This window comes from Streptomyces sp. HSG2 (assembly GCF_016598575.1).
In the GTDB taxonomy this organism is placed as follows: Bacteria; Actinomycetota; Actinomycetes; order Streptomycetales; family Streptomycetaceae; genus Streptomyces.
This window is the reverse complement of the sequence record NZ_CP066801.1, coordinates 1940445-1965694: the sequence shown is the minus strand read 5'-3', so window position 1 is coordinate 1965694 and position 25250 is coordinate 1940445. Positions and strand designations below refer to the sequence as shown.

The 25250-nt window shown below is 72.0% G+C and carries 17 protein-coding genes and 2 pseudogenes; 13 read left to right on the top strand and 6 right to left on the bottom strand.

Annotated elements, in window-relative coordinates; all coding sequences use genetic code 11:
* Positions 1 to 7 precede the first annotated feature (7 nt).
* Entirely contained in the window at positions 8 to 2386 is a 2379-nt protein-coding gene (locus JEK78_RS08000; protein WP_200263410.1) for an SUKH-4 family immunity protein, read from the top strand.
* A gap of 303 nt (positions 2387 to 2689) precedes the next feature.
* Positions 2690 to 3541, top strand: a complete 852-nt coding sequence (locus tag JEK78_RS07995) for a cellulose-binding protein (RefSeq protein ID WP_347341205.1) — start codon at positions 2690 to 2692, stop codon at positions 3539 to 3541.
* 26 nt (positions 3542 to 3567) lie between these two features.
* On the opposite strand, the gene JEK78_RS07990 is transcribed toward JEK78_RS07995, so the two are convergent.
* The gene (locus JEK78_RS07990) at positions 3568 to 4992 is read right to left on the bottom strand and encodes an MFS transporter (protein WP_242483380.1); all 1425 of its coding nucleotides are present in this window, start codon (positions 4990 to 4992) and stop codon (positions 3568 to 3570) included.
* Positions 4993 to 5342: 350 nt separating this feature from the next.
* On the opposite strand from JEK78_RS07990, the gene JEK78_RS07985 reads away from it, so the two are divergent.
* From JEK78_RS07985 to mfd, 5 genes are all read left to right on the top strand, one after another.
* Positions 5343 to 6353 (top strand): hypothetical protein, encoded by a 1011-nt coding sequence (locus tag JEK78_RS07985; RefSeq protein ID WP_200263408.1) that lies wholly within the window; start codon positions 5343 to 5345, stop codon positions 6351 to 6353.
* A complete protein-coding gene (locus JEK78_RS07980) occupies positions 6350 to 7612 on the top strand; it encodes a hypothetical protein (RefSeq protein ID WP_200263407.1) in 1263 nt (420 codons plus the stop codon). The genes JEK78_RS07985 and JEK78_RS07980 overlap by 4 nt, the downstream gene beginning before the upstream one ends.
* On the top strand, positions 7609 to 8034 hold the full coding sequence (locus JEK78_RS07975; protein WP_200263406.1) for a hypothetical protein: 426 nt from the start codon (positions 7609 to 7611) through the stop codon (positions 8032 to 8034). Before JEK78_RS07980 ends, JEK78_RS07975 begins: the two co-directional genes overlap by 4 nt.
* A gap of 11 nt (positions 8035 to 8045) precedes the next feature.
* On the top strand, positions 8046 to 9185 hold the full coding sequence (locus tag JEK78_RS07970; RefSeq protein WP_200263405.1) for a caspase family protein: 1140 nt from the start codon (positions 8046 to 8048) through the stop codon (positions 9183 to 9185).
* A 380-nt stretch (positions 9186 to 9565) separates the two neighbouring features.
* On the top strand, positions 9566 to 13099 hold the full coding sequence (gene mfd, locus JEK78_RS07965; protein WP_200263404.1) for a transcription-repair coupling factor: 3534 nt from the start codon (positions 9566 to 9568) through the stop codon (positions 13097 to 13099).
* A 131-nt stretch (positions 13100 to 13230) separates the two neighbouring features.
* Here mfd and JEK78_RS07960 read toward each other — a convergent pair whose 3' ends face one another.
* Positions 13231 to 13428 (bottom strand): hypothetical protein, encoded by a 198-nt coding sequence (locus JEK78_RS07960; RefSeq protein ID WP_200263403.1) that lies wholly within the window; start codon positions 13426 to 13428, stop codon positions 13231 to 13233.
* A gap of 168 nt (positions 13429 to 13596) precedes the next feature.
* Between JEK78_RS07960 and JEK78_RS07955 the strand changes: the two are divergent.
* The 3 genes and pseudogenes from JEK78_RS07955 to JEK78_RS07945 form a co-directional block, all read left to right on the top strand.
* Positions 13597 to 14157: pseudogene (locus JEK78_RS07955) on the top strand (HNH endonuclease family protein); the annotation flags it as partial.
* 12 nt (positions 14158 to 14169) lie between these two features.
* Positions 14170 to 14979, top strand: coding sequence for an HNH endonuclease family protein (locus tag JEK78_RS07950; RefSeq protein ID WP_200263402.1), 810 nt, complete (start codon positions 14170 to 14172; stop codon positions 14977 to 14979).
* 63 nt (positions 14980 to 15042) lie between these two features.
* Positions 15043 to 17022, top strand: a complete 1980-nt coding sequence (locus JEK78_RS07945) for a HEAT repeat domain-containing protein (protein ID WP_200263401.1) — start codon at positions 15043 to 15045, stop codon at positions 17020 to 17022.
* Between the two features lie 6 nt (positions 17023 to 17028).
* Here JEK78_RS07945 and JEK78_RS07940 read toward each other — a convergent pair whose 3' ends face one another.
* Genes JEK78_RS07940 through JEK78_RS07925 form a run of 4 tightly spaced genes read right to left on the bottom strand, consistent with a single transcriptional unit; the run spans position 17029 to position 22995 of the window.
* A complete protein-coding gene (locus tag JEK78_RS07940; RefSeq protein WP_200263400.1) occupies positions 17029 to 17580 on the bottom strand; it encodes a hypothetical protein in 552 nt (183 codons plus the stop codon).
* Positions 17577 to 19712 (bottom strand): hypothetical protein, encoded by a 2136-nt coding sequence (locus JEK78_RS07935; RefSeq protein WP_200263399.1) that lies wholly within the window; start codon positions 19710 to 19712, stop codon positions 17577 to 17579. The genes JEK78_RS07940 and JEK78_RS07935 overlap by 4 nt, the downstream gene beginning before the upstream one ends.
* On the bottom strand, positions 19709 to 21514 hold the full coding sequence (locus tag JEK78_RS07930; protein WP_200263398.1) for a hypothetical protein: 1806 nt from the start codon (positions 21512 to 21514) through the stop codon (positions 19709 to 19711). Before JEK78_RS07930 ends, JEK78_RS07935 begins: the two co-directional genes overlap by 4 nt.
* Positions 21511 to 22995 (bottom strand): tyrosine-type recombinase/integrase, encoded by a 1485-nt coding sequence (locus JEK78_RS07925; protein ID WP_200263397.1) that lies wholly within the window; start codon positions 22993 to 22995, stop codon positions 21511 to 21513. The genes JEK78_RS07930 and JEK78_RS07925 overlap by 4 nt, the downstream gene beginning before the upstream one ends.
* A gap of 86 nt (positions 22996 to 23081) precedes the next feature.
* On the opposite strand from JEK78_RS07925, the pseudogene JEK78_RS07920 reads away from it, so the two are divergent.
* From JEK78_RS07920 to JEK78_RS07910, 3 genes and pseudogenes are all read left to right on the top strand, one after another.
* Positions 23082 to 23279: pseudogene (locus tag JEK78_RS07920) on the top strand (HNH endonuclease); the annotation flags it as partial.
* Between the two features lie 183 nt (positions 23280 to 23462).
* Positions 23463 to 24107 carry a SurA N-terminal domain-containing protein gene (locus tag JEK78_RS07915; protein WP_200263396.1) on the top strand — a complete coding sequence of 215 codons (645 nt, stop codon included), beginning with the start codon at positions 23463 to 23465 and terminating at the stop codon, positions 24105 to 24107.
* 88 nt (positions 24108 to 24195) lie between these two features.
* Positions 24196 to 25218: a nucleoside triphosphate pyrophosphohydrolase gene (locus JEK78_RS07910; protein ID WP_200263395.1), complete on the top strand. Its 1023-nt coding sequence runs from the start codon at positions 24196 to 24198 to the stop codon at positions 25216 to 25218.
* The last annotated feature ends 32 nt before the right edge of the window (positions 25219 to 25250 follow it).

The window sequence follows — 25250 nt, the reverse complement described above, 5'->3', positions numbered from 1 at the left end:
GTCGGCGATGGTGACGTTCGCGCAGGCGTTGGAGCGCGGCACCGAATGGGTCAACGGCGATGTCCCGGAACACCTGCGTCGCGAGGTGCGGGTGCGGGAATTCGGCTCGGGGTTCGTGATCTGGGCCGAGGACCGGCCGGACGGGCCCCGCTCCGAGGGCGGCGCACAGCGCCTGGTCGTCGCGCGGGACAGTGGCGAGGCCACCCTGTGGCCGTCGTTGCCGGTGGGCGAGGTGATCCGCCGGTACGAGGAGGAGTACGGTCCCTCGGACCCGCCGCCGAGGCCCGACGCGGTCGTTCCGGAGCGGCTGGACCTGAACCAGACGTCCTTCCTGCTGAGCCCACCGGAATGGTTGCAGGAGGCGGCGGACAAACTGGGCCTCGGCGACCGCGGCGGTGAGGCCGGTGCCGCCGGCCCGGACGGAGGGGCCCCCGAGGCGCCCCCCGGCCCACCCTCGCCGGTGCCCGAGGCGGGGAAGCGCGACGTAGAGGTGGCCGACGACACGCCCGCCGACGCCCCGGCCGCGTCGACACCGCGCCTCGGGGGCGACGAGGCGGGCGCCGGGCCTGCCCCGGCCCGGCCGTCGGAGCCGGCTCCCGACCGTCCCGACCCCGACCGGGATCGGGAGGAGCCCGGGGCGACACCCTGGGCGGGCACGGACACCAACGCCGAGGAGGGCGAGGACCGCTCCGTGCCCCTGCCCGAGACGGTCTTCGCGTCCCCACCGGCCGACGAGGACGACGAAGGTCGCCCGCACGGGTCCGCGCCCGGGCCGCCGGGGGTACCCGCGCCCCCGGCGTCGGCGGGTCGTGCCCCGGCGTCGGGGACGGCGTCCGATCCCGATCGCCCCGCGGGCGGAGACGGCCCCCTGTCGTCGACGCCGGCCGAGGGCGGCCGGGTGCCCTCTCCCGCGTGTCCACCGGCCTCCCCTCCCGTCCCCTCCCTCGACGACGAGCCACACCCGGCCACTCCGGCCCCGGCGCCGCCCGGGCCACCGGAGCCCGGCGACCCGGGACCGCCCGCACCCCCCGGCCCACCCCGGTCGCCCCGCCGGTCGGGTCCGCCCGCCGCGCCGGGCGGACCGCTCCCCGACGACCGGGCCCCGGCAGGGCTGCACGAAGCGGACACGATGATCACCCCGTCGGTCCGCCCACCCGGCGTCCCACCGTCCCGACCGGGACCGCCGCCGATGCCGGCCGCGCCGCCGCCCGTTGCGCCGGACACACCCCCCGCCCCGGGAGCGGGGGGCGGCGGACACCGGGCCGTCCCCCACGCCGAGACCACGCTCGCCGCTCCCCGCCCCGGCGCGCACGCGGGCCGACAGCCGCTCCCGGAGGCGGCACCCGCGCAGGACGGCCCCCGAGGCCTCCCCGGACCCGGCGCGCCCGCCCACGGCGCCCCGCCGCCCTCCCCGCCCACCGTGGGGCCGGGTTACCAGGCCGTCCTGCGCTACCGGGGGCCCGACGGAGCCGAGCACCAGATCATCCGTCGTTCCGCACCCGGGGCACCGCATCCGGAGTGGCAGATCTACCACGAACTGCGGGCCGCCAACGTGCCGCCCGACCAGGTGCTGGAACTCCACACGGAGTTGCGCTCCTGCGACCTGCCCGGCGCCTACTGTTCGCGGATGATCCGCGAACAGTGGCCCCAGGCGCGGATCACGTCGATCGCACCTTACGGAACCGACCACGCCGGTCGACGGGAGGGAGTGCGCCGACTGTTGGCGCACCAGGACGAGCTCCGCGAGGTGGCCGCCGGACCGTCACGCCCCGCGCCCGTCCGTGCCCCGCTGCCGCCCGTGCGTCCCGTGGCACCGGTCCCCCCGGAGGTCGTGGGACGGGAGTTGACGGCCGCCTACGGGTCCGGGGTGTTCCGCTGCGAGCCGGCCGCGGTCGCCCGGCAGGGCGTGCCGGAGGTGGTGGCGCGCACGCTCACCGCGGCCGGGCTGCCGATGGACGCGGGCCCGTTCTTCTGGGCGCTGGCGCGCCCCGGCCGTCCGGTGCCCACGTTGGCCGAACTCGCCGCCGAGCAGGGTCTGCGCCCGGTGGCGGACGCGGCGTCCTACCTCGTGGTGGGAAGCGACTTCGGTCGGGCCGTCTGTGTGCAGTACGGCACCGCCGCCATCGTCGCGGTGCCCGTGGAGTCGGCCCCGGCCGGTGTCCCCGCGCCGCCGCGCTTCGTCAACACGGGGATCGTGGAGTTCGCCCGCTGCCTCGCCCTGCTCGGAGGCATGTGGCCGCTGCGGCGCGGGTTGAACCAGGAGCAGGCGGGCCGGTGGACGGTCGACTTCCAGGCCCGGTTGGCCTCCTTGGATCCGGCCGCGCTCGGATCCCCGGAGAGCTGGTGGTCCGTCCTGCTGGAACAGATGTGGGACGGACTTCTCTGAGATGCCCGGCCCGGGCCCGGGCGGCCGGTGGGGGCCCCGTCGCGGCGGCGCGGGGCGAACTCGGCGTTCTGCCGCGGCCGAGGGCCGCCGAGCGGCTCCGTGCCGCGGCGGACGCGGCCGCGCGAGGGCGCACCGAGCCCCGACGCGGTCGCCGCCCCGACCGGGCGCGTGTCCGTGTGGTGTGTCGCCTGGTGGGACGGCCGACGGTTTCCTAGGGTCGACCGGGTCCGGTAGTGCGTAGCCTCCACTCCAGGGGTGTCCAGCATGAACAGCGCGTCGGCGTCCCCCCACCGTTTCCGGCGTGTGTCGGTGTTCGCACGGGGCTATCCCCCCGAGAGGGTCGACGCCATGGTGGCGGCCCTCTCCCGGCGGCGCGACGCGGCATGGGAACGGGCCGCCCGGTTGACCGTGTTGGCGCGGGAGATGACGGAGGAGGCACGGGCGTCGAGTGAGGCCCTCGCCGGCCTCGTCCCGCAGACGTACCGGACGCTCGGACAGGGAGCGGAGCGGCTCTTCCGATTGGCGGAGGAGGAGGCAGCGGCGCTGACGCGGGAGGCGCGCGGCGCCGCGCACGCCATGATCGAGCCTGCCCGCGCGCACGCCGCGGCCGTCCGGGAAGAGGCCCGCGAGCGCGGGGACGCCGTCCGCGACGAGGCGGACACGTTCGCCCTGGGACGGCTGCGCGCCGCGCGAGCGGAGGCGGACGCGGTGCGGATCGCGGTCCGACGGGAGGTCAAGGCGGCGCGGCGCGAGGCCCTGGAGGTACTCCGCGAGGCGCGCCGGCACGCCCGCGCCCGCCTCGCGGAGCAGGCCGAGGAACACGACCGAAGGGCCGCGGAGGTCGAGCGGGCCGCCGTGGCCCGCGCCGAGGAGGGCGAGGCGCGGGACGAGGAGGCGGCGACGCGTGCCCGTGCGGCGCTGGCCCTGTCCGAACGCGCGGTCGCCGAGGCCCGGGAGTTGGCGCGCGGCCGGGCGGAGATGGCCCGCCGGCTGGCGGCGGAGATCACGGAGGCGGCGGTGCTCCGCCGGGACGAGGTGGAGCGGGAGACCGACCGGGTGCTGCGGGAGCACGAGGACCGACGGGACGAGGTAAGGGCCCAGTTGGAGGCGGTGCGCGACCGGCTCGGCGCGCTGACGGGCCGGGCTGTGGACTGACCGGCCCAGAGCGTTCTCGCCGGCGGTCACTCCGTGCGGACGGGGAACTTCCTGGGCGCCAGGAGCAGCAGGGCCAGGAAGGCCAGGGCGGCCGCCCCCGCCGCTCCCAGGTAGACGGCGTGGACGGCGTCGGCCATGGCGCGTCGGACCGGTTCGGCGGCGGCGCCCGCCCCCAGTCCGTGCGCGAGGGAGTCGAGATCGCCGGACTCTCCGAGCCGGCCGGCCAGCACGCCGTTGGCCACGGCCCCGAAGAGCGCGGCGCCGAGGGTCTGGCCGGTCTGCCGGCAGAACAGCACGGAGGCGGTGGTGGTGCCCCGCTCCCCCCAGTCGACGGTCGACTGGACGCCGACGACGAGGGGAAGTTGGAAGAGGCCGAGGGCCGCGCCGAGCAGCAGCATCAGGAGGGTGGGCTGCCAGGCGGAGCCCGGGTAGGGGAGCAAGGGGAAGGCGGCCAGGACGAGGCAGGCGGTGCCGATCCCGAGCAGGGCCGTGTCGCGGAAGCCGATCCTGCGGTACACGTGCTGGCTGAGAGCCGCCGACACGGGCCAGCTCAGGGTCCACACGGAGAGGACGAAGCCGGCGGCGACAGGCGTCAGTCCCAACACCGCCTGGGCGTAGGTCGGGAGGAACACGGCGGGGGCCACCATCAACAACCCCAAGGCGCCCATGGCGACGTTGACGGCGGCTATGGGCCGGCGCCGCCACACCCACCCCGGGATGATCGGCTCCGCCGCCCGGCGCTCGATCACCACCGTCAGCGCGAGGAGCGCCAGTCCGGCGCCGAACAGCGAGAGCGAGGGTGCCGAGAGCCAGGGCCAGGCGACCCCGCCCTGCACCACGGCGGTCAGCGACACCCCTCCGCAGGCGAGGACGGCGACGGCGCCGGGCCAGTCGACCCGCGTCCACGGTGACGGTTCCGGAGGACGGGCCGGCCGAGGCTCGCGCAGGTGGCGGACGATCAACCACAGGGCCACGGAGCCGATCGGAAGGTTGACGAGGAAGATCCACCGCCAGTCCGCGTGGGCGGCGAGGACACCCCCCACGCCTGGACCGGCGACGGAGGACACCGCCCACACGGCGGACAGCCGGGCCTGGATCCTGGGCCGGTCCCGGAGCGGGTACAGGTCGGCGGCGAGGGTCTGCACCGTGCCCTGGAGGGCCCCGCCTCCCAGCCCTTGGACCACCCGGAAGGCGATCAGGGCCGTCATGTTCCCGGCGAGGGCGCACAGCAACGACCCCAGCAGGAAGATCGCCGCGCCGGTGACGAGCACCGGTTTCCGGCCGAAGGTGTCGGAGAGCTTCCCGTAGAGGGGGAGGCTGACGGTGACGGCCAGCAGGTAGCCGGAGAAGAGCCAGGAGAAGTAGGAGAACCCGCCGAGGTCGCCGACGATCTGTGGCACCGCGGTGGCCACGATGGTCGCGTCCAGGGCGGCCAGGGCCATGGTGAGCATCAACGCCGCGACCACGGCTCCTCGCCGCTCGGCTCCCACCGGTCGTCCGACTTCGTGCACAGCGGATTCCGCGCCGGCCACCTCCGCGCCCCTCCCGATCGTTTCCCCATACATCCGGTCGTCGGGGCCAGCCTGTCACGACCGCGTTGTCATGTGCACGGGGTGCTGTGCTTCGCGGTGTTCGTCGGCATCGTGTCGGGTGCGGAGGCAAGCGGAATGTCGGGTTCAGGAGAAAATACCGAATACGGGTGCGAGTTCGGCAACATCCCTTTTCGTGTGTGGCGACGTGTGCGATTCTGGTCACTCTCCGCGATGGATGATGAACCGTGTGGCAGAGGGGTGGACGGCTCATGTTCTCGGATCAGGACCCAGGGCTTCCCGGATGGCGAGGCGGCGACGGGAACGCCGCGTACCTGGACAAGACGCTCCGCTTCACCGACATCGAGACGCGGTTGAACGAGACCGTCGGCATCGCCCAGATCTTCTTCCTCTTCGCCCGCGCGTTCGTCGTCTCCCTCGTCGCTTTCGGCGTGGCGGCGTTCTTCGGGCTGTTCCTGCTGATCGGCGGCGGTTTCGAGGCCGCCGGCGCGTGGATGACGCTGTCCTCCTTCGGCTGCGGGGCTCTCTTCTGGCTGGTGGTCCTCCTCTCCAGGGAGCCGGAGCCGATCGCGGAGTGGCGGGTGCTGTTGGCGGAGCGGGAGGGGCGCAAGGAGCACGCCCACGAGGGGATTCGCAAGGTCCTCAGGGCCAGGGGGTTCCCGGTGAGGGTCACCGAGGAGCAGGGTCGGCTCGTGCTGCGCGAGCGGGGATACGTCGCGTACATCTCCGTCTTCGGGTACGGCACCAGCCTCTACCTCGGGTGGATGATGTGGCGCTCTCGGCGGGGCTACCAGCTCATCGGGCGTCTCCTGGGCGACATGTGGGAGAGCGTCAGGGGTCAGAACCAGATCGATCACCAGATCCTGCGGAGCGAGCGGGCCAGGGCGATGCGCGAGGCCGTCCACATGGCCTCGCGGGAGGGGCTGATGGTGGCGTTGGAAGACGCCGGCCACGAGAGTGCCCTTCCGGAGGGACTCCCCGGTGCCCGGGGTCTGGGGCCGACCAGCGCGCCTGGGTACCACGCCCCCGCCGAGTACGGGGGTTCCCCCTCGCCGGAGTACACCGGGAGCGGGGTCGATCTGCCGAGGCAGGCAGCGCCCACCGGGGATGCCGTTCCGGCCGAGCCGCCGCCGATGCCCGTGGGGCCGATCCTCGACAAGCCGGAGCGTCCGGAGGGGACCGCGCGGTGGCGGGATGCCGAACACGGGGCGCGGTCCGACGACCACCGGCGGGCGGGCGAGCGCGAGGACGACCACCGTTGACACCGGGAGACGGCGGCTTCCTGGAGTCCGGCTCCCCAGGGGCGAGCTACTGCTACTCGGGGCTGCGGATCGCGCCGGATCCCGCCGCCGCGCACAGTGCCGCCGCGGCGGGACTCCCGGAGGGGCAGCGGCGCGAATCACTGGCGCGCGCGGAGCGGGCATGGCTGGACGGCCAGTGGGCGGATGACGGTCGTTGCTGGGAGCTCAGGACGATCGCCGGCGAGTGGGGAGGCGAGTCGACCGGGGGGTCGGGGCGGCTCTCCTGCGTACTCCTCGCCCGGGCCTATGCCGCCGACGGGCGAAGGGCTCGAGCCCTCGCGGGGACACTCTCGACCGGCATGTCGGCACTGCCGCGCCACGTGCGTTCGGAACCGATGAGTCGTGAACAGACGGCTGCCGCGCTCAGCCCCTTCCCGGGTCACCTCGCCCACGTGGTCGAGGTTCGCAGAAGAATCCACTGGCAGTCGATCCGCCGGTCGGAGGCGCCGTTCCCGGTCGGGATGACCCTGGATCCCTACCCCACGGAGGCGGTCGACTGGCAGCCGGTCTGGGCCGAGCTCGCCCGCACCCCGGGTACCGTCGTTCTCGGTGTGCGACTGGAGCCCGCATCTTGGCGGGTGCGGGATTCGGAGACGGCGCGTCGACTCGCCCAGGCGTTCGAGATCTTGTCGCGACCGGGCCGTTTCAACCCGGCGATCGGCCGGGAGGAGCCGGGAATCCCGTTCGCCGCCCGTGCCGCCGACTTCTACGCCTGGTTGTCGGACGGGGCGCACGTGCGGCGGGGCTACCGGATGCGCGTGACGCTGGCCGCCGACCGGCCGATACCGCCCGAACTGCCGGAGTGGGTCGCGTCCGTGATGTCCGGGAGAGACGGCGAGACCTCGACAGGGGACCCGCGGCCGGGGCCGCCCGCGGCCGTCGTCAGCCCCGTGCGGGACCCGGAGGAAGTCCGTCGTGCCTGGCACGCGTTCGCCACACTCCACGACGTCTGGCTCTCCCTGGCGCACCAGCAGGACGTGCCCGTGCCGCTCGGAGAGTTCGAGCGGGCCCTCGTCGCCCGGGTCGTCACGGCGGAGACCAACGCCGCCTTCCGATTCCCCTACGAGACACCTGGGCGTCCGCCGGTGTTCCACCCGCCCGCACCGCCGCCACCGGCCGCTCGCGCGCGGGCGGCGCCGCCGGGGCCGGAGGAAGGAATCCCCTTCCCCGAACCACCGGCGCACTTCGGACGAGACGACCACCAAGGAGGCGCGGCGTGAGCGACACGGTCAGGATCACGTTCCAGGGGTCGGCGGAGGAGCGAGACCAACTCGCCCGCGAGGCAGCCGAACTATTGGACGGCGACGAGGAGTTCCGCCGATTCGTCCGACTGGTCACCGTTCCCGTCGAGCCCGGGAGGATGGGCGGCCTCGCCGAGGCGCTCGAGATCGTGGGGGCGGTGGAGCCGATCCTGACCGCCGCCGTCGGCGCCCTGGGCTATTGGCTCGGGCAGCGGGCCACGGCCGCCCCCGTCACCTTCGAGGTACGGCAGGACGGCGTGACCCGCAGGATCACCGTCGACGAGGCCAGCCTCGACGAGGCTCTGCGGCGATTCGAGGACTTCGCCGCAGGGCGGTCGGCGTCGGACGAAGGGGAGGGAGATGTCGCCGGCGGCGATCCGGTGGCGCGCCCCGGTCCGTGAGGGAGGCGGGCATGGCGGGATCGGAGTGGGCGGCACTGGTGCCGCGCCGCTCCCACACGTTGGCCGTGCTCGTCGGCACGGCCACCCACGTCACCCCCAGCAAGCTCGATCCGATCGCCTCGGTGGCCCGCAACATCGAGTCGCTGGCCCCGGTACTCAGCGGTGAGCACGGATGTTTCGAGCCCCACCGTGTTCGGCTGCGAGTCGACCCGCACACCCGGGCGGACGTGCTCGGCCCGCTGCTGGAGCCCGCCGACGTCGACGGAGAACTCGACGTGCTCCTTTTCTACTTCGCGGGTCACGCGATCCGGTCGGGTTCGGGCAGCGAAGTCTGCCTGGCCCTCACGGGCACCCTGGACCACTCGCGCCACTCCGCCGGCACCTCGCTGCCGCTGGCGGAAGTCCTCGCGACGATGCGTGGAGTTCCGGCCCGGTTCCATGTGGCCATCCTCGACTGCTGCTTCGCCGGCTGGGCCCTGCGCACCCCCCAGGGGGAGCGAGTCCAGTTGTTGACGGCCACGGAGGCGGGGCGGCGGGCCGACTACCGGATCGGCGCCGAGGACCAGCCCACGGTGTTCACCGGCGCCCTGCTCGACGTGGTGCTGCGTGGTGTCCCGGACGGTCCCCGACACCTGGACCTGGTCACCTTGCACCGCCGGATCGCGACCTCCCTCGCCGCCACCGGTGGAGAGCGGCCACTGTCGCGGACTGTCGGCGCGGGTGCGGACCTGGCCTTGTTCGCCAACCCCGCCTACGGCGGCGGGAACACCCGCGAGGGGCTGCGCGACCGCGCCGCCTTCGTGGTGGACACGCGTGCCGCGGCGTTCTCGTGCGGCCCCGCGGGCGATCTGTTCCGCGAGCACCGACTCGCCCAGGCCGTGCGGCTGGCGCGCGACCTGGTCGCCGACGCGCGCGGGGCGCTCGCGGACCCCGACGACGAGGATCTTCTCTACTACCGCCAGGTGCTCGGCACTCTCCTGTTCGAGGCCCGACTCCCGGCGGAGGCGCACGAGATCCTGGTCGACCTCGTCCACGACCTCGACCGCGTCGTGGGGCCCGAAGACCGGCGGACCATCCAGGCGAGAGCGGTCGGCGGGGCGCTGTCGCGGTGCCTTGGCGAAGCCGGGGAGGGTCCCGCCCGGACCGGCTGACGGCCGGGCGCCCGGGGAGCGCGCGCGAGGGCACCGGGCGCGGGCGCCGGCGTGGAGAGTGGGTTTGTCCTCCCGGGCGACGCGGTGCCGCGCCCCGGGAGATGTCCTCGGGGCGGTTCACCGGTCTCGGCGGGGGCCGCTCCGGACCGGTGGGAGGTTCCCCGCCCGCGACGCACCCGGGGGCTTGGCATCCCTCGGTCCGAGGGGGCGAGGCATCCACGGGAGGGGCCGGGGCCACCTCCGGCCACCGGCGTCGTCCACACCCCCTGGTGTTGTCCACACCCCCGGCGTTCCCTCGCGCACCGTCGTAGGGTGGATGCCCCGGGGCGCGAGGCGCGTCGGGCCTGTCGTGTTGTCCACCCGGGACGGAATGCACCACCATGAGCCTGCACGGTCTGCTCGACGCCGTCGTCGAGGACTCCGCCCTGGCGGAGGCGATCACCGCGGCGGTCGACGGCCACCGCATGCACGTCGATCTTGTCGGGCCGCCGGCCGCCCGTCCCCTCGCGGTGGCCGCCTTGGCCCGCGACACGGGCCGTACCGTGCTCGCCGTGACGGCGACGGGGCGGGAGGCGGAGGACCTGACGGCGGCCCTGCGTTCGCTGCTGCCGCCCGAGGGCGTCGTGGATTTCCCCTCCTGGGAGACCCTCCCGCACGAGCGGCTCAGCCCGCGCAGCGACACCGTGGGGCGCCGGCTGGCCGTGTTGCGCAGGCTCGCCCACCCGAGCGGGGACGACCCGGGCGCCGGTCCGGTCTCGGTAGTCGTCGCCCCGGTCCGCTCGGTGCTCCAACCGCAGGTCAAGGGGCTGGGCGAGCTGGTTCCCGTGGCGCTGCGGGCCGGGCGGAGCGCCGATCTCGGGGAGGTCGTCGAGGCCCTGGCAGCCGCCGCGTACACGCGGGTGGAGCTGGTGGAGAAGCGCGGCGAGTTCGCGGTGCGCGGGGGCATCCTCGACGTCTTCCCCCCGACCGAGGAACACCCGCTGCGTGTGGAGTTCTGGGGCGACGAGGTCGAGGAGATCCGCTACTTCAAGGTCGCCGACCAGCGTTCCCTGGAAGTGGCCGAGCACGGCCTGTGGGCGCCACCCTGCCGGGAGCTGCTGCTGACCGCCGACGTCCGCGACCGCGCGCGGGCGCTGGCCGAGCGCCACCCCGAGCTGTCCGAACTCCTCGGGAAGATCGCCGAGGGCATCGCCGTGGAGGGCATGGAGTCCCTGGCCCCGGTGCTCGTCGACGACATGGAACTGCTGCTGGACGTGCTGCCCCGGGGTTCCATGGCCCTCGTCTGCGACCCGGAGCGGGTGCGAACCCGCGCGGCCGACCTCGTCGCCACCAGCCAGGAGTTCCTCCAGGCGTCCTGGGCCGCCACGGCGGGAGGCGGCGAGGCGCCGATCGACGTCGGCGCGGCCTCCCTGCGGTCCATCGCGGAGGTCCGGGAGCGGGCGCGCGAGCTGGACATGATGTGGTGGTCGGTGTCGCCGTTCGCCGCCGGCACCGACCTCGACGAGGCCGACACCCTCACACTGGGCCTGCGCGCCTCCGAGGCGTATCGCGGGGACACCGCGCGGGCGCTCGCCGACACCAAGGGCTGGCTGGCGGAGGGTCGTCGCACGGTCTACCTCACCGAGGGCCACGGCCCGGCCGCCCGGACCGTCGAGGTCCTGGCGGCCGAGGGAATCCCGGCCCGGCTGGAGCCGGACCTGGCCGAGCCGACCCCCTCCGTGGTGCACGTGGCGTGTGGCTCTCTCGACCACGGCTTCGTTGCCCCCGCGCTGGGGCTGGCCGTCCTCACCGAGACCGATCTCTCGGGGCAGAAGGCCGCCGGGCGGGACGGCGCCCGGATGCCGGCGCGCCGGCGCAAGACCATCGACCCGCTCACCCTCGAACCGGGTGACTTCATCGTCCACGAGCAGCACGGTGTCGGCCGCTACATCGAGATGGCGCAGCGCACCGTGCAGGGCGCCACCCGCGAGTACCTCGTGGTGGAGTACGCCCCCGCCAAGCGCGGCCAGCCGGGCGACCGCCTGTACATCCCGACCGACCAACTGGAGCAGATCACCAAGTACGTCGGTGGCGAGGCGCCCTCTCTGCACCGGCTGGGCGGGGCGGACTGGACCAAGACCAAGGCCCGGGCCAAGAAGGCGGTCAAGGAGATCGCCGCCGATCTGATCAGGCTCTACAGCGCGCGGATGGCCGCGCCGGGGCACACCTTCGGGCCCGACACGCCCTGGCAGCGGGAGTTGGAGGACGCCTTCCCCTACGCCGAGACCCCGGATCAGCTCACCACCATCGCCGAGGTCAAGGAGGACATGGAGAAGTCCGTTCCGATGGACCGTCTGGTCTGCGGCGACGTCGGCTACGGCAAGACCGAGATCGCGGTGCGGGCCGCCTTCAAGGCCGTACAGGACGGCAAGCAGGTCGCTGTGCTGGTGCCCACGACGCTCCTGGTGCAGCAGCACTTCGGGACGTTCGGCGAGCGGTACGCGCAGTTCCCGGTGAACGTCCGGGCGCTGTCCCGCTTCCAGAGCGACAGCGAGGCCAAGGCCGTCCTGGAGGGTCTGAGGGACGGCTCGGTGGACGTCGTGATCGGCACGCACCGCCTCTTCTCCTCCGAGACGACCTTCAAGGACCTGGGGCTGGTCATCGTCGACGAGGAGCAGCGCTTCGGCGTCGAGCACAAGGAGCGGCTGAAGAAGCTGCGGGCCAACGTCGACGTGCTGACGATGTCGGCGACGCCCATCCCTCGGACGTTGGAGATGGCCGTCACGGGCATCCGGGAGATGTCCACGATCACGACCCCGCCGGAGGAACGGCACCCGGTGCTGACTTTCGTCGGCCCCTACGAGGAGAGGCAGATCGGTGCGGCGGTCCGTCGCGAGTTGCTCCGCGAGGGCCAGGTCTTCTACATCCACAACCGGGTGGAGTCGATCGACCGCGCAGCCGCCAGGCTGCGCGAGATCGTCCCCGAGGCCCGCGTCGCCACCGCGCACGGCCAGATGACCGAGCAGGCGCTGGAACGAGTCGTGGTCGACTTCTGGGAGAAGAAGTTCGACGTGTTGGTCTCCACGACCATCGTCGAGTCCGGAATCGACATCTCCAACGCCAACACCCTCATCGTCGAGCGCGGCGACAACTTCGGCCTGAGCCAGTTGCACCAGCTCCGAGGCAGGGTCGGCCGAGGCCGTGAGCGAGGATACGCGTACTTCCTGTATCCGCCGGAGAAGCCGCTCACGGAGACCGCGCACGAGAGGCTGGCCACCATCGCCCAGCACACCGAGATGGGCGCCGGCATGTACGTGGCGATGAAGGACCTGGAGATCCGGGGCGCCGGCAACCTCCTCGGGGGCGAGCAGTCCGGGCACATCGCCGGCGTCGGCTTCGACCTGTACGTGCGGATGGTGGGCGAGGCCGTCGCCGACTACCGGGCCTCACTGGAGGGCGGGGCCAAGGAGGAGCCACCGCTGGAGGTGAAGATCGAGTTGCCGGTCGACGCGCACGTCCCCCACGACTACGCCCCCGGTGAGCGGCTCCGCCTCCAGGCGTACCGGTCGATCGCCTCCGCCGTCGGCGAGGAGGACATCGCCTCGGTGCGCGAGGAACTCGCCGACCGCTACGGCAAGCCGCCCGAGCCGGTGGAGAACCTGCTGTTGGTGGCGGGCCTGCGAATGCTGGCGCGGAGCTGCGGGGTGGCGGAGATCGTGCTCCAGGGTCCCCACGTCCGCTTCGGCCCCGTGGAACTGCGCGAGTCGCAGGAGCTTCGACTCAAGCGCCTGTATCCGGGCAGTGTCCTCAAGCCCGCGGCCCGTCAGGTGCTGGTGCCGCGTCCCAAGACCGCCAAGGTCGGAGGGCGGCCACTGGTGGGCAGGGAGTTGCTGGCCTGGACCGGGGAGTTCCTGACGACGATCCCCGGCTCCTGACGGCGGTCTTCGGGGTCCGATGACGCGCGGCCACGACGCCCGCGTCCGTGCCGGCGGGGGAGCGCGGGCGGACACGACCGCGGTGCCCGCGCTCCTCGGGGCGGCGGCGTGGTGCGGGGCCGGCGGGTCCGTCAGTCGTCGGACCCACTCTCGCGAAGGTGCTCGCCTCGCGGGACCCGGAAGCGATCGTCCGGCGGGCGGCGGGCCGGGTCGACCCGTTGCTCGAGGTCGTCGTCGCCCGGCCTCGCCCCGGGTCTCGTCGTCGAGTCGGCGGCGTCGCCCGCCTCGCTTCCGGCGCGACGCCTGCGGAACCTGTCCCAGATGCCCATGGCGGGCTCCCTTCGGACGTCGATCGACACCGACGATACGTCCGGCGGCCGGATCCCGCCCGTCGAGGCGTGGTGCGGACCGCCCCCGGAGGCGGCTACGGTTGTGCCCGGTACGAAGCGGGACAGGGGGAGGCCGGGTTGGGGCGTGGAAGCGACGCGCGGAGTGGGATTCGCCGGATCGGTCCGGTCGTGGCGGTCTGCGGGGCGCTGGTCCTGCTCGTCGGCTGTCAGGGTCCGGAGGAGGACGCCTCCTCGGACGCGGGGACACCGTCCGACGACCGCGGCGGCGTGAGCCCCCTGGTCAACCCCGAGGGCACGGCCCCGGGATTGGCGGCCATCACGGACGAGAGCGACCGGGCCGAGGCCAGGGCGCTGATCGAGGAGCTGCGCACCAAGGGTCGAGGGCCGCGGACGGGATACGACCGTGACGAGTTCGGGTATGCCTGGATGGACACCGCGGACGGCGTCCCCCTCGCCCGCAACGGTTGCGACACGCGCAACGACCTGCTGCGGCTGCACGGGCAAGACGTCCGGTTCCGCTCCGGCTCCGATTGCGTCGTCGTCTCGATGACCCTGCGCGACTCCTACACCGGCGAGGACATCGCCTGGAAGAAGGAGGACGCCGCGCGCGTCCAGATCGACCACGTGGTGCCGCTGTCCTACGCCTGGCAGATGGGCGCGGCGCACTGGAGTGAGGAGAAGCGTCGGCGACTGGCCAACGACATTATGTTGGCGGTGTAGATGTCTCACGGTGATGTGTCTCAGGGGAGGGGTGGTCGTGTGGCCCGGCGGTGTCTCACGAGCCGCGTGCTGCATGCCGGGGCTGTACTGGTTGCCGGGACGGCGGTCCTGGCGGGCTGTACGGGAGGCGGACTCTCCGGCGAGAGCGGTTCATCAGGCGGTGGCTCGTCCGCCAGGTACGGGACGAGTCCCTTGGCCGGCCCTGACGGAACCAGGCCGGGGCTGGCGCCGATCTCGTCCGAGAAAGACGAGACGACCGCTCGTGAGGTGATCTCCAAGCTGCCGACCAGGGGGCGAGGACCGAAGACGGGATACGGCCGGGATGAGTTCGGCTACGCGTGGATGGACACGGCGGACGGTGTGCCGCTGGCCCGGAACGGCTGTGACACACGGAACGACTTGCTGAAACTGCACGGGCAGAACATTCGGTTCCGCGCCGGTTCCGACTGCGTGGTCGTGTCGATGGACCTGTACGACCCGTACACCGGCAAGGACATCGTCTGGAAGAAGGCGAAGGCCGCCGAGGTGCAGATAGACCATGTGGTGCCGTTGTCGTATGCCTGGCAGATGGGCGCCGCGCGTTGGAGCAAGGAGAAGCGGCAGCGGCTGGCCAACGACGTATTGAATCTCCTGCCGGTCTCGGGCTCCGCGAACGCCGCCAAGCGCGACTCAGGCCCGGCGTCCTGGCTACCGCCGAACAAGGCCATCCGCTGCTCGTACGCGGTGCGGTTCGCGCAGGTGGCCCTGAAGTATGACCTTGCTGTCACGGGCCCGGACAAGAGCATCATGCTGCGGCAATGTGGTGCTTGAGCCTGCCGTTCCCGGTGTTGAAGCCTTTTCGCCCGCGTCTCGGCCAGCGGTAGAGTCACTCGCATGTGGGAGGGGCTGGAAGCGGTCGACTGGGCGGGTCTGGAGCACAACTACGGGTCCGCTGAGGACGTGCCTGGCCTGCTGCGCCGATGCGCGGGGCAGAGTCCGGAGGACGCGCAGGAGGCGGCGTTCGAACTGCTCAACGTGCTGTTTCACCAGGGTGGTTGGATCTGTTCTGCTGCCCCGGCCGCGTTGCCCTTTCTGCTCCACATGGCTGCCGACCCGCACGTGCAGAGCCGTCGCACGGTGCTGGAGCTGGTGTCGAGGCTGGCAGCGGAGGCCGGGCAGGTTGCCGAAAGGTCCCTGGATCCCGGCTGGTCACCGACGTGGGAACGAGCGCTGCCCGATGTCCTCAATCTGCTGAGCGATTTTGATCCGGAGATCCGGCGGGCCGCGGCCGACGTGGTCGGTGTCTGCGCCAGCCCCGGTGCTCTCCTGCTGCCCGCGCTCCTGCGCTGCTGGCGGGCAGAGAGCGACCTCGTGAACCGCCTTGACCTGGTCCTCGCACTCGGCCAGGCGGTCAGGCGGGAGCCGGTCGGCGGCCGGGCCGACGAGGTCAGCGCCCTCCTCCGTACATTGCTCGACTCTCCGGAGCCTCAGCTTCGCCTCGCGGCCGTGCATGCGCTCACGGCCGGCGACTCGGGCCTGGCGGCGAGCCAGCTGGAGCTCGTATTGGACGCGGTCCGTGATCCGAGCGTGGAGTTGTGGCAGCGCACCAGCTCGGTGGAGACCGGGGCGCGGGGTGTCCAGCACTGGACTGCCGGGTTGTTTGCAGGCGAGTCTCCCGCCTTCGCACTGGGCCTGCTGGCCGATCATCGCGATGAAGAGCAGCGGGTCGGCGGTCTGGCGCAGGCGGGCGGGCTGTTGTCGCAGTGGCGCTCGCCGGCGGATGTGCTGCTACCGGCCATTGTGGCTCGACTGGACGATCCATCCGCCGAAGTGCGTTACCGAGCAGCCGAGTTGCTGGCCTGCCTCGGTCCATCAGCAGCTACCTGTGCCGACATGGTTGCCGAGCTGCTCGGCGACACCGCCACCCGGAGGACGCGGAAGGGGGAGACAGTGGCCGAGGCGGCCCTGTGGGCGCTGGCCCGGATGAACGATCCGCGCTGCGTTCCAGGCCTGGCCGAGCGTGTGGCCAGCAACCGGTCCGGCTTCGCGCCGGTCTCCGCCTCCTACGGCAGCGCGGGCTCGGGGCACCACCCCGCCCTCCCCGCCCTCCATGAGGTCCTGATCGGCCTCCCGGACCACGCGGAGCTGCTGCTGCCCGGTATCTGTGACCGACTGGGCACCACTACGGACGTTGGCATCCTCAATCAGCTCTGCGAAGTACTCGCCGCCTGGGGGCCCGCCGCGAAGGTAGCAGTGCCGCAGCTGCTCGACCTGCTGGGGGACGATCAGAGGTGGGCTGCTGCGGCGACAGCCCTGGCCGGAATCGGTCCGGCGGGCAACGGGGGACGTGAACTACTGCTGGCCCGGTCAACCGCAGGCGCCGGCGCGGACGCGGAACTCGCAGCCTGGGCATACTGGCAGGTCGGCGGGGAGCCAGAGCCGGCCCTGAAGGTGCTGGGGCCTGCCGCCACTGAGGGCCGCTTCTCCCACCCCGCCCTGCGCAAGCTGGCCGATCTCGGCCCGCACGCCGCTCCCTTCGCCAGTCAGCTCCAGACGATGGTCGGCGCCGCCGACACCTGGACCAGCGTCGAGGCCGCGCACGCCCTATGGGCCGCGACCGGTGAATCCGAGAACTCCGTCCCGACCCTCCTGGAGGCCGTGCAGGACCTGGTCGAGGGGACCTACCTACCGGTCATGCTCCCCGCAGTGCGCCATCTGACCCGGATCGGACGCGTCGCCCAGCCCGCTGCTCACCTTCTGAGCGACCTGCCGACCTGTGACCGGCGCCTTCACCACTTCGGTGGCTGGCGCGCCTTCACCGAAGACGAGGCCATCCGCACTGCCATCGACGAGCTGCTTATCGCGGCGGAGTGACCGGCTTCACCCATCGGTGAGCGGCTGACTTGCCATGCCCGAAGGAGACTCGGTGCCTGTGCCCGGGCGCTTGAGCTGCCTGATCACGCCTTCTCGCCGCCCGTCGAGCTGGGCGTGGAGGTGACGGACGTCCGATTCCAGCTCGGCGTTCCGCAGGGCCAGGACCTGGATCTGGTTCGCATACGCCGCGACAGTGGCCCGAAGCTCTCGGATCTCGGTCGCCTTCTCGCGGCGAAGGTGTGCTTCGGACTGTTTCAGGTGCGCGATCTCCTGCTGGAGTGCGTCCAGGTCGGGGCGTCGGGCGCCAGGGGAACTGAGGACATCCTTGATGATCCCCGCGACGGGAGAGCGGTAGTACGAGGCGCGGGAGACGCCGGCCTCGGCGCAGATGTTCACTGCCGAGGTCCGGCCGTCGGTGATCTCGGGGCGGCCGAGCATGAGCTGCTCGAAAGCGTGCATGATCTTGTGGTCGATGCCGGTCAGGCCGGGGTTCTCCCGGGCCAGGCGGGCGAAGGCCGTGCGGACGGTTTGAAGGGTCTCGTCCGTGGAGTCGGTCATCGGTGGTTGTCCTCGTGGTCGATCTCCGCGATCAGGCGGGTGAGTGTGGCCAGGTGTTCGGTGATGGCGAGCTGCTGAAGCCGAGGAACGCCGGTGGCGTCGGTGAGTTCAGCTCGGGCCATGTCGTGCGCTCGTTCCAGGCGCGGAAGGTGGACGGCGGAGCGCCGCGAGTTGGGGCAGCGCAGGCACATGTCGAGCATCGGGACGGGGCGTCCCAGTGGCTTGGCCCGCTTGCGGCACACGGCCGTCTCCGCCTGGTAGAAGCAGTCGTTCAGGATGCCGGGGTGCAGGGTCTTCGTCAGGTGCTGCAGCAGCGTCCTCAGCCGGGACGGGCTGGCCACCGCGCCCGGCAAGTCCCCGAGTTCACGGCGGATGCGGTCGAACTCGGCCTCGATGCGCTGGGCGGCGCCACCGGCGGAACGACCGCCCTCGTTCCAGTCGTGGTAGAGGTCCTCGACGTAGTCGAGCTTGGCCACGGCCTCCTCGGCGGCGACCTCGTCGGCGAAGCCGGAGGCGGAGGTTCCCGCGTAACCCTCGAACATGGTGATCGCGGCGTGCTTGTACTGGCGGGCGCCCGCGACCACGCCGAAGGGCTGGTGGGCGATGTGCCAGGCGAGACTGCGCCGGAACTGCCTGGTGTCGAAGGCCCAGGGAAGCGCCGTGTGCTCTGGCGCGTCTTCCTCGACCTCGTCTTCTTCGTCCGGTGAGTGCGCGTCCGGGGGCGTTGTCGTCAGCGGGATGTAGAGCTCATCCGCCGTGCTGAAGAGATCGTTGAGGTGGTCGCGGAAGGCTCTGATGCGCCGGGGCATGTTGCTGAGGAGTACGTACCCGTTGTGGCCGCCACCGTCGTAGCCGAAGAGGTGGCCCGGGTCGTCGTTGATCTCCCTGAGAACGGCGACAGCCCTGTGTACGACATCGAGGACCACCCACTCTGCCTCGTCCCCGCTGAGCTTGCGGTCCTTCCCCTTGTAGACCCGTCCGCGGAGTTTGTACCGGGGCCGCCCGTCGGCGCCGGTTTCGGTAGTGGCACAGTCGCGGTCCAGCTCACGAACTTCCACGTCCCGCATCCCTGACAGGTAAGCGATGACGATCCAGCACGCCGTTCGCAGAAAGGACAGCTCGTTGGCCAACGTGAAGGGGCTGAGTCGAGGGCGCCACGGCCTGCCGGTGGTCGGCCACTCGGACATCGGAGTGTCCAGGCCGCCTTCCTCGTAGCCGATGTCCTCGCCGGCCTGGGCCATCAACGGTCGGAGATGCGCAGAGTTGCCGCAGCCGCTCAGAAGGGAGACGAGGCGGTGGTTGGGGCTCTGCGGTACGCCGTCGACGGTGACGGCGTCGGGGACGGTGTGCGCGGTCTCGCGGGGGAGCGCGGGGATGCCTCGACCGGCCGCTCGGCGTTCGGAGACAAAGGCCAGAACCCTTTCGCGTGCCTGGCCGTGGCCGAGGTTCTGGCCCTTGCGCGCTGCTTCGAGCGCGGAGACCTCCCGCTGGGCGGCGAGGACGTCGCCGCTGGCCTTCTCCACGTAGAAGAGCGCTGTCCGCAGCAGCGGCGCGAGGACCTCCTCGGGGATGCGTGGGGTGGCGTTCTCTCCCTTGATCCGCCGCACCCCGGCGACGGCATAGGCACTGCGGCCGTTCCAGGGCAGGACGTTCAGCCGGTCCTGGGACAGGAACGGCCCGTGGGCAGCCAGGTGCTTGAGAAGCGTGATGTTACGGACGGCATTGCCCGGGCTGGCCATCCACCTCGTCAGCACGGCGTTCAGGTGGGTGCGGCCGACGGCGGCCAACCGTGGGGCGCCCATCTCCCGAAGGTCGTTCATCACGGCGATGAAGACGCGCAGCTCTCCGGCAGCTGCTGTGGCCTTCATGGGGCCGAGGCCCAGGGAGCCCCGGTGGAGGCGTGAGGTGACGTACTCCTTGGCCGTACGCCGTGTCAGCGGATCGCCGATCTGTGTGAAGTCGAGCCGCCACGTCCGCCAGGTGCGGGGCAGCACGCACCGCAGGTCCCAGACGTCCTCGGACAGGAGCGGACCTCGGCTCGGCAGGCCCAGCGTGAGCCGCTCCGGGAGCACGTACTCCGAGGCCGAGGACAGGTCGTGATCACCGGTTCGTGGCTTGGGGACGGCGGTCATGCGATGACCTCCAGGAACGACGCGGGCAGCAGCAGGTGATCGCCGCCGCCCTCGGCGATGGCCTGCGCCGTGGCGATCTGACGCGTACTGAATCGGGCGCGGACACCGTGGACGATGCGATCCCACGCGAGACCGAACCGCGCGGTCCACTCAGCGGCCGGATACTCCTCGCGCTGTCGCTCCAGGAAGTCCAGGAAGGACAGCAGGCTCGGCAGGTGGCGGCTGGTGAACACCGCGTTCGGGCATTCCAGGCATCCCCAGGCCGGGACGGGGCAGGCCGCCCCGGGCTTGCGCGCGAACGGTGAGGCGAAGAAGTCACGGCAGGAGGCGAGCCATACGTCCTGCTCGCCGGAGAGCGCCGACTCGATCTCCCGCGTGGTCAGCGCCGCCTGGCCGTCATCGAGTCGTGCGCCGTCGTCGGACAGCACTACAGGTGGTGAAAGCGCCGCGCCGAGCGCCTGCTCAAGGCCCGCCTCCACTGCCTGCTCGTGGGTCTCCTCGTGCGCGCCGATGTCCGCGTAATGCTTCGCGGCGACCGGCCGGGTGTGGCCGGAGGCGAAGTCCTCAAGGACCCCGCCGGCGCGCAGGTACTGACGGGACTTGACGGTCTTGCGTACCCGCCGCAGGTCCAGGGCGACCGGCCCGCCGTCGCGGTCGGTGAGGCGGTCGAGCCCATGCTCGGACATCCACTGCCGGCTCATGGCCGATCCTTGCGGACCGTCGAAGGATGACCGGGCCTGCCCGTGACGACCGACGTCGCACCACAGGGCGTCGCTGCCGATCAGCTCGCGGGTGCGTTTCGTCAGACGTAGGGCCAGTCGGATCACGCCACCGGGGAAGCGCAGCGAGCCGCCATCGGTGACCCTGATCGTCTTGTGCGTGGAACCCGGGGCGCGCTTCTTGACGTAGGCAATGCTGACGTAGCCGCGCGCCGGACTCGCCAGGCAGTCGGAGCGCAGCTGTCGGATGCACTCGGGTTCCATGCCCGTCTGACAGGCGAGAAGGAGCAGGAAGGGCACCAGGTCCCTAGCAGTGAGGTGGAGACGACCGTTGAGTTCCTCTCTTCCGCCCAAAGGGCGCAGGACCTTGTAAGAGGCGTCGTCGACGGTCAGCGGGCCGTAGTTGGCGATGTACCAGAGGACGTTCTCCAGCCGGTCCCAACCGTGTTGGTGCGGGTCGCGGCCCGTAGCCGCCAGCTTCTCGCCCTCCAGGATTCGGTCGCGGATACGGGCGACGTCGTCCCGGGCGGCGGCCTCCAACGCGTCGAGCACTGGGAACGGATACGCGTCGAGAGGCTTCGACGCCCGGTGGGCCGACGCCGATGTGAAGCCCAGACGGGCGTGAAACGCGGCCCCGAAGGCGTCGGGGTGTGCCTCGTGCACCAGCTTCAGCAGCCGCACGAGGTACGTCATGGTGAGGTACGGCTCCTTGCTCGTCTCTCCGTACTGAGCGATCAGACGCGTCTCGAACGCGTCCAGGAGATCGGGCTCCAGGTCACTCAGACGCAGGTCGGCGGCGGGGTCCGGGAGAGCAGCGGCCGTGAACTGGACGAACTCCCGGATGCGTTTGACGACATAGCGGACGCCATTCCGGTCACGCAGGGTGCCGGGAGCGCTGACGACTTCAGCGAGTGCGGTGCCGAGGGCTCGGGTGAGACGCGGACACGGGAGTCCTGACAGGTCGATGCTCTCGGGACTTCCGTTGAGATCCACGGTGAAGATCACCGGACCGATCGTCGGTACAGGCTCGGCCGCGGCGGGGGTCTCGACAGCGGCAGGGAAGCGGACGCGGCGCGGGCTCACCGGACCTCCTCCGCATCCAGGTTGATCCGCTCGAAGGTGGCGGCCTGCTCGTCCCAGTCGCCGAGCGCCGCGAGCACGATCTCCTGCGCTTCGTCCAGGACGTCGAGGTATGTGTAGACGGTGGCCTCGTGACGGTGACCGAGCAGGAGTTGGAGCTTGCGCAAAGGGTTGCCGATGAGCAGGCGCTTCACCTCCGCGTGGGTGAACCGGCGGTCCTCACACATGCCCAGTGCCCGGACGGTCTGTCGCAGCAGCAGGCCGAGCATATGCACCGCGAACGTGTGCCGCAGGGTGTGTGGGTGGACGTCGAAGTCGAGACCGAAGGCGGTACACCGCTCGTTCGCCCGTTGGAAGACCGACTGCCAGGTACTGCGCCGCAGCGGCAGCCCGTTCTCGCCGAGCCACAAACAGAGGGGGCCGACCACTCCTCCTCGGCCGTCGACCTGGACCAGCCGTGCCCGGTCCGCCGCGCCGATGCGTGAGTACGACCAGCTGCTTCCGTTCTCGATCACCAGCGCGTGCCGGTTCGCCCGGCGTACCGGCAGTGGGTCCTCAGGTGCTTCGTACACCCCCTGCGTGCGTCGCCGATGCAGCAGCTCGTCACGCTCCATACCTACGTAGTGGTGCAGGTCGCGGGCCACCCGCGGACGGACGTACACCGTGCGCGGGTGGCCGCGCTTCGCCACGGCGGCCGAGACGGTGATGTCGCCGATCAGGCGTCTTCCGGTCACCGGCGGCAGTTCCGTCGTCAGCAGGCTCGCGGCCTCGCCCAGCCGCATGCCGGTGCAGACCAGGAGGTCGGCGAAGAGGGCGTTGCGTTCGCCGTTGCGCCCACGCCACTTGGCGTCCGGGGAGCCGTCCGGCAGCAGTCCGCGCATCCCGACGTCCCGCCAGAGCATGAAGTCCTCGTGCGACAGGAACCGGATCGGCTGCCGGGGCGCTTCGGGCTCGGCGTCGGCGTTGACCCGTACCCGCTTCGGTCCTTGCGGCGACACCACAGTCTTGTCGACGTACCTGAATGGCTCGGCCGGCAGCAGCTCCTCGTGAAGCGACCACTGCACCCACTTGTCGAGCGCGGCGAGCGATCGGTTCCAGGTCGCCACCGACACGCTGCCCGGCCCGCTGCTGTGCAGCCGGACGGCCTTGTAGGCGCGGAGATCGGCACCGTCCGTCTCCCAGATGGATTTGCCGCCCCTGGACTCGTGGAGGAAGCGGCAGTAGAGCATGACGTCGGTGCTGTAGGCGATGCGGCTGTTCTCCGACCGCACGCCCCAGTGCTCCAGGTCGCGCAGGAAGCGGTTCAGGTGGAGGTCGTAGCTGCCGTCCGGGCACAGGATGAAGGGCCGCCCGTCGTTGGCGCCGACTCGCCGGAGTACCGACTCCCCGTCGAAGGGGAGAGGGTCGGCGGGTGATGCCCCGCGTGCCGTTCTGTGCAGCAGCACCGTCACCTCGGACTCGGCGCCGTCTTCCTCTGGCTCCATCGCGTGCAAGCCACCCTCCCCGTGTGAGACAAGCCGTACGCGCACATAACGGGAGGAGTGGTGAGACAGTTACGGGTGCCGACATAAACGACACGCTCAACCTCCTGCCGGTCGACGGTCCGGCCAACGCGGCCAAGGGCGATTCCGGCCCGGCCTCGTGGCTGCCGCCGGACAAGCGAATCCGGTGCTCCTACGTGGTCCGGTTCGCCCAGACCGCGCTCGCCTACGACCTTCCGGTCACCTCGGCGGACAAGGAAATGATGCTGCGTCAATGCCCGGACTGACCGGTAGGCGCGGCGGTGTCCCGGGAGACGACGCGTCGTTGGTCGAATGGGTTGGCCGGGGCCCGTCCCCCGCCTACCATCGGTCACCGCACGACCGCGCCCGTCCGCCCGATCCACCACTGCCGTCGCCGGTGGCGGCACCACGTGCCGCACTCGTCGTCGCCGTCCCCACGGGAGGTCCCCTTGCCCCGCCGACGCACCGCCACCCTCTGGGCCACGGCGCTCGCCGCCTCGGCTTCCCTGCTGACCGCGTGCGGGGGTCAGGCACATCCGGGCGCCGCGGCCGTCGTCGGCGGGGAGCGGATCACCGTGGCGGAGTTGGAGGAGCGCGTGGGGGAGGTGCGGGAGGCGCGTCGGGCGGCCGTCTCGGATGACGCCCAGTACCGCCAGGCGGTCGCCCGCACGGGCGGTCTCGCGCGTGACACCCTGCACGGCATGGTCCTGGACCGTGTGCTGCACCACGCCGCGCAGCGGGAGGGCGTGAGCGTCGGCCGCAAGGAGGTCCAGGCGATGCGCGAGGGTCTCGAACAGCGGACCGGGGGCGCGCGGGCGCTGGAGACGGTCTGGCTGGAGCAGTACGGGGTCTCGGCCGCGCGCCTCGACGAGAACCTCGGGCTCCAACTGGAGGCCCAGAAGCTGGCCGAGAGGCTCGGTACCGACACCGGGCAGCCCGCGTTCTGGGAGGCCCTCTCCGAGGCGTCGCGGGACCTCGCGGTGGACCTGAACCCCCGCTACGGCAGCTGGGACATGGAGCACAGCGGTCGCGTCGACACCGAGACACCCTGGGTACGGGACACCGGCTGGGCGGCGGGTCTCCGCCCGGTGTGACCCGTCGTCCCGAGGATGCCGCCGGGGCCGGCGGACGCTCTGTGGACGGCCCCGGGCACCGTCGGCCAGGTGCGCTACGTTCGGTGGTGTGAACGCCACCAGCCACGAGACGCCCGCCGACCCCGGCCGCGTCGTCCTGCTCACCACCAGTCACCGCGTCGCGCCGGGCCTGTTGTCCTGGCCCGCCTGGCAGGCGCTGCGCGACGCCGACGAAGTCCTGTGCGCCGACGGCGGGCATCCGCAGCTCCCCTATCTCGGCGAGGCCGGCATATCGGTCGACATCGCGGCCCCGATCGCGGAGCGACTGGTCGAGTCCTGCGCCGGCGGCCGGAGCGTGGTGGTCGTGGCGACCGCCGAGGGTGAACCAGGCCTGACCGACGGGCTGGCCCGGATGGCGGGATCCGGTCGTGTGCGCATGCCGGAGCTGGAGCTGCTGCCCGCCTCCTACGACCTGCCGGGCGCGCGACTGCTGGACCTCGTGCGGGTGATGGATCGCATCCGTCTCCAGTGCCCGTGGTCGTCCCGCCGGACCCACGAGGACCTCGCGAAGTACGGCTTGGAGGAGGCCTACGAGCTGGTCGAGGCGATCGAGGAGGGCGACCGGGAGGAGATGCGGGAGGAACTGGGGGACGTCCTGCTCCAAGTGATCTTCCACGCCCGGATCGCCGAGGAGCACCGTGACGCCCCCTTCTCCGTCGACGACGTGGCCGCCGGAATCGTCGCCAAGCTGATCCACCGCCACCCGCACGTGTTCGGCGAGGAGACCGCCACCACCGCCGAGGAGGTCGAGGGCCACTGGCTGCGGAGCAAGGCGGTCGAGAAGCGACGCGCCTCGGTCACCGAGGGCGTCCCCCTCGGCCAGCCCGGTCTGGCCCTGGCGGCGAAGTTGGCTTCCCGTGTCCGTACGGCCGGCCTCGACGTGCCCCTCCCTCCGGTCGAGGGCGTCGGATACGACCTGCTCGCCCTGGCGGTCCGGGCCGAGGGCGAGGGCGTCGACCCGGAGGCGGCGCTCCGGGCGGCGGCCCGGAGCTACCGGGACGCGATCAAGGAGGCCGAGCGGAGAGCGGGAGAGCCCGCTTCCCCGAGTGCGAGCCACCCCCGACCCCGGTGAGCCGGTCGGAACCGCCCGGCTCCGCCCCCGAG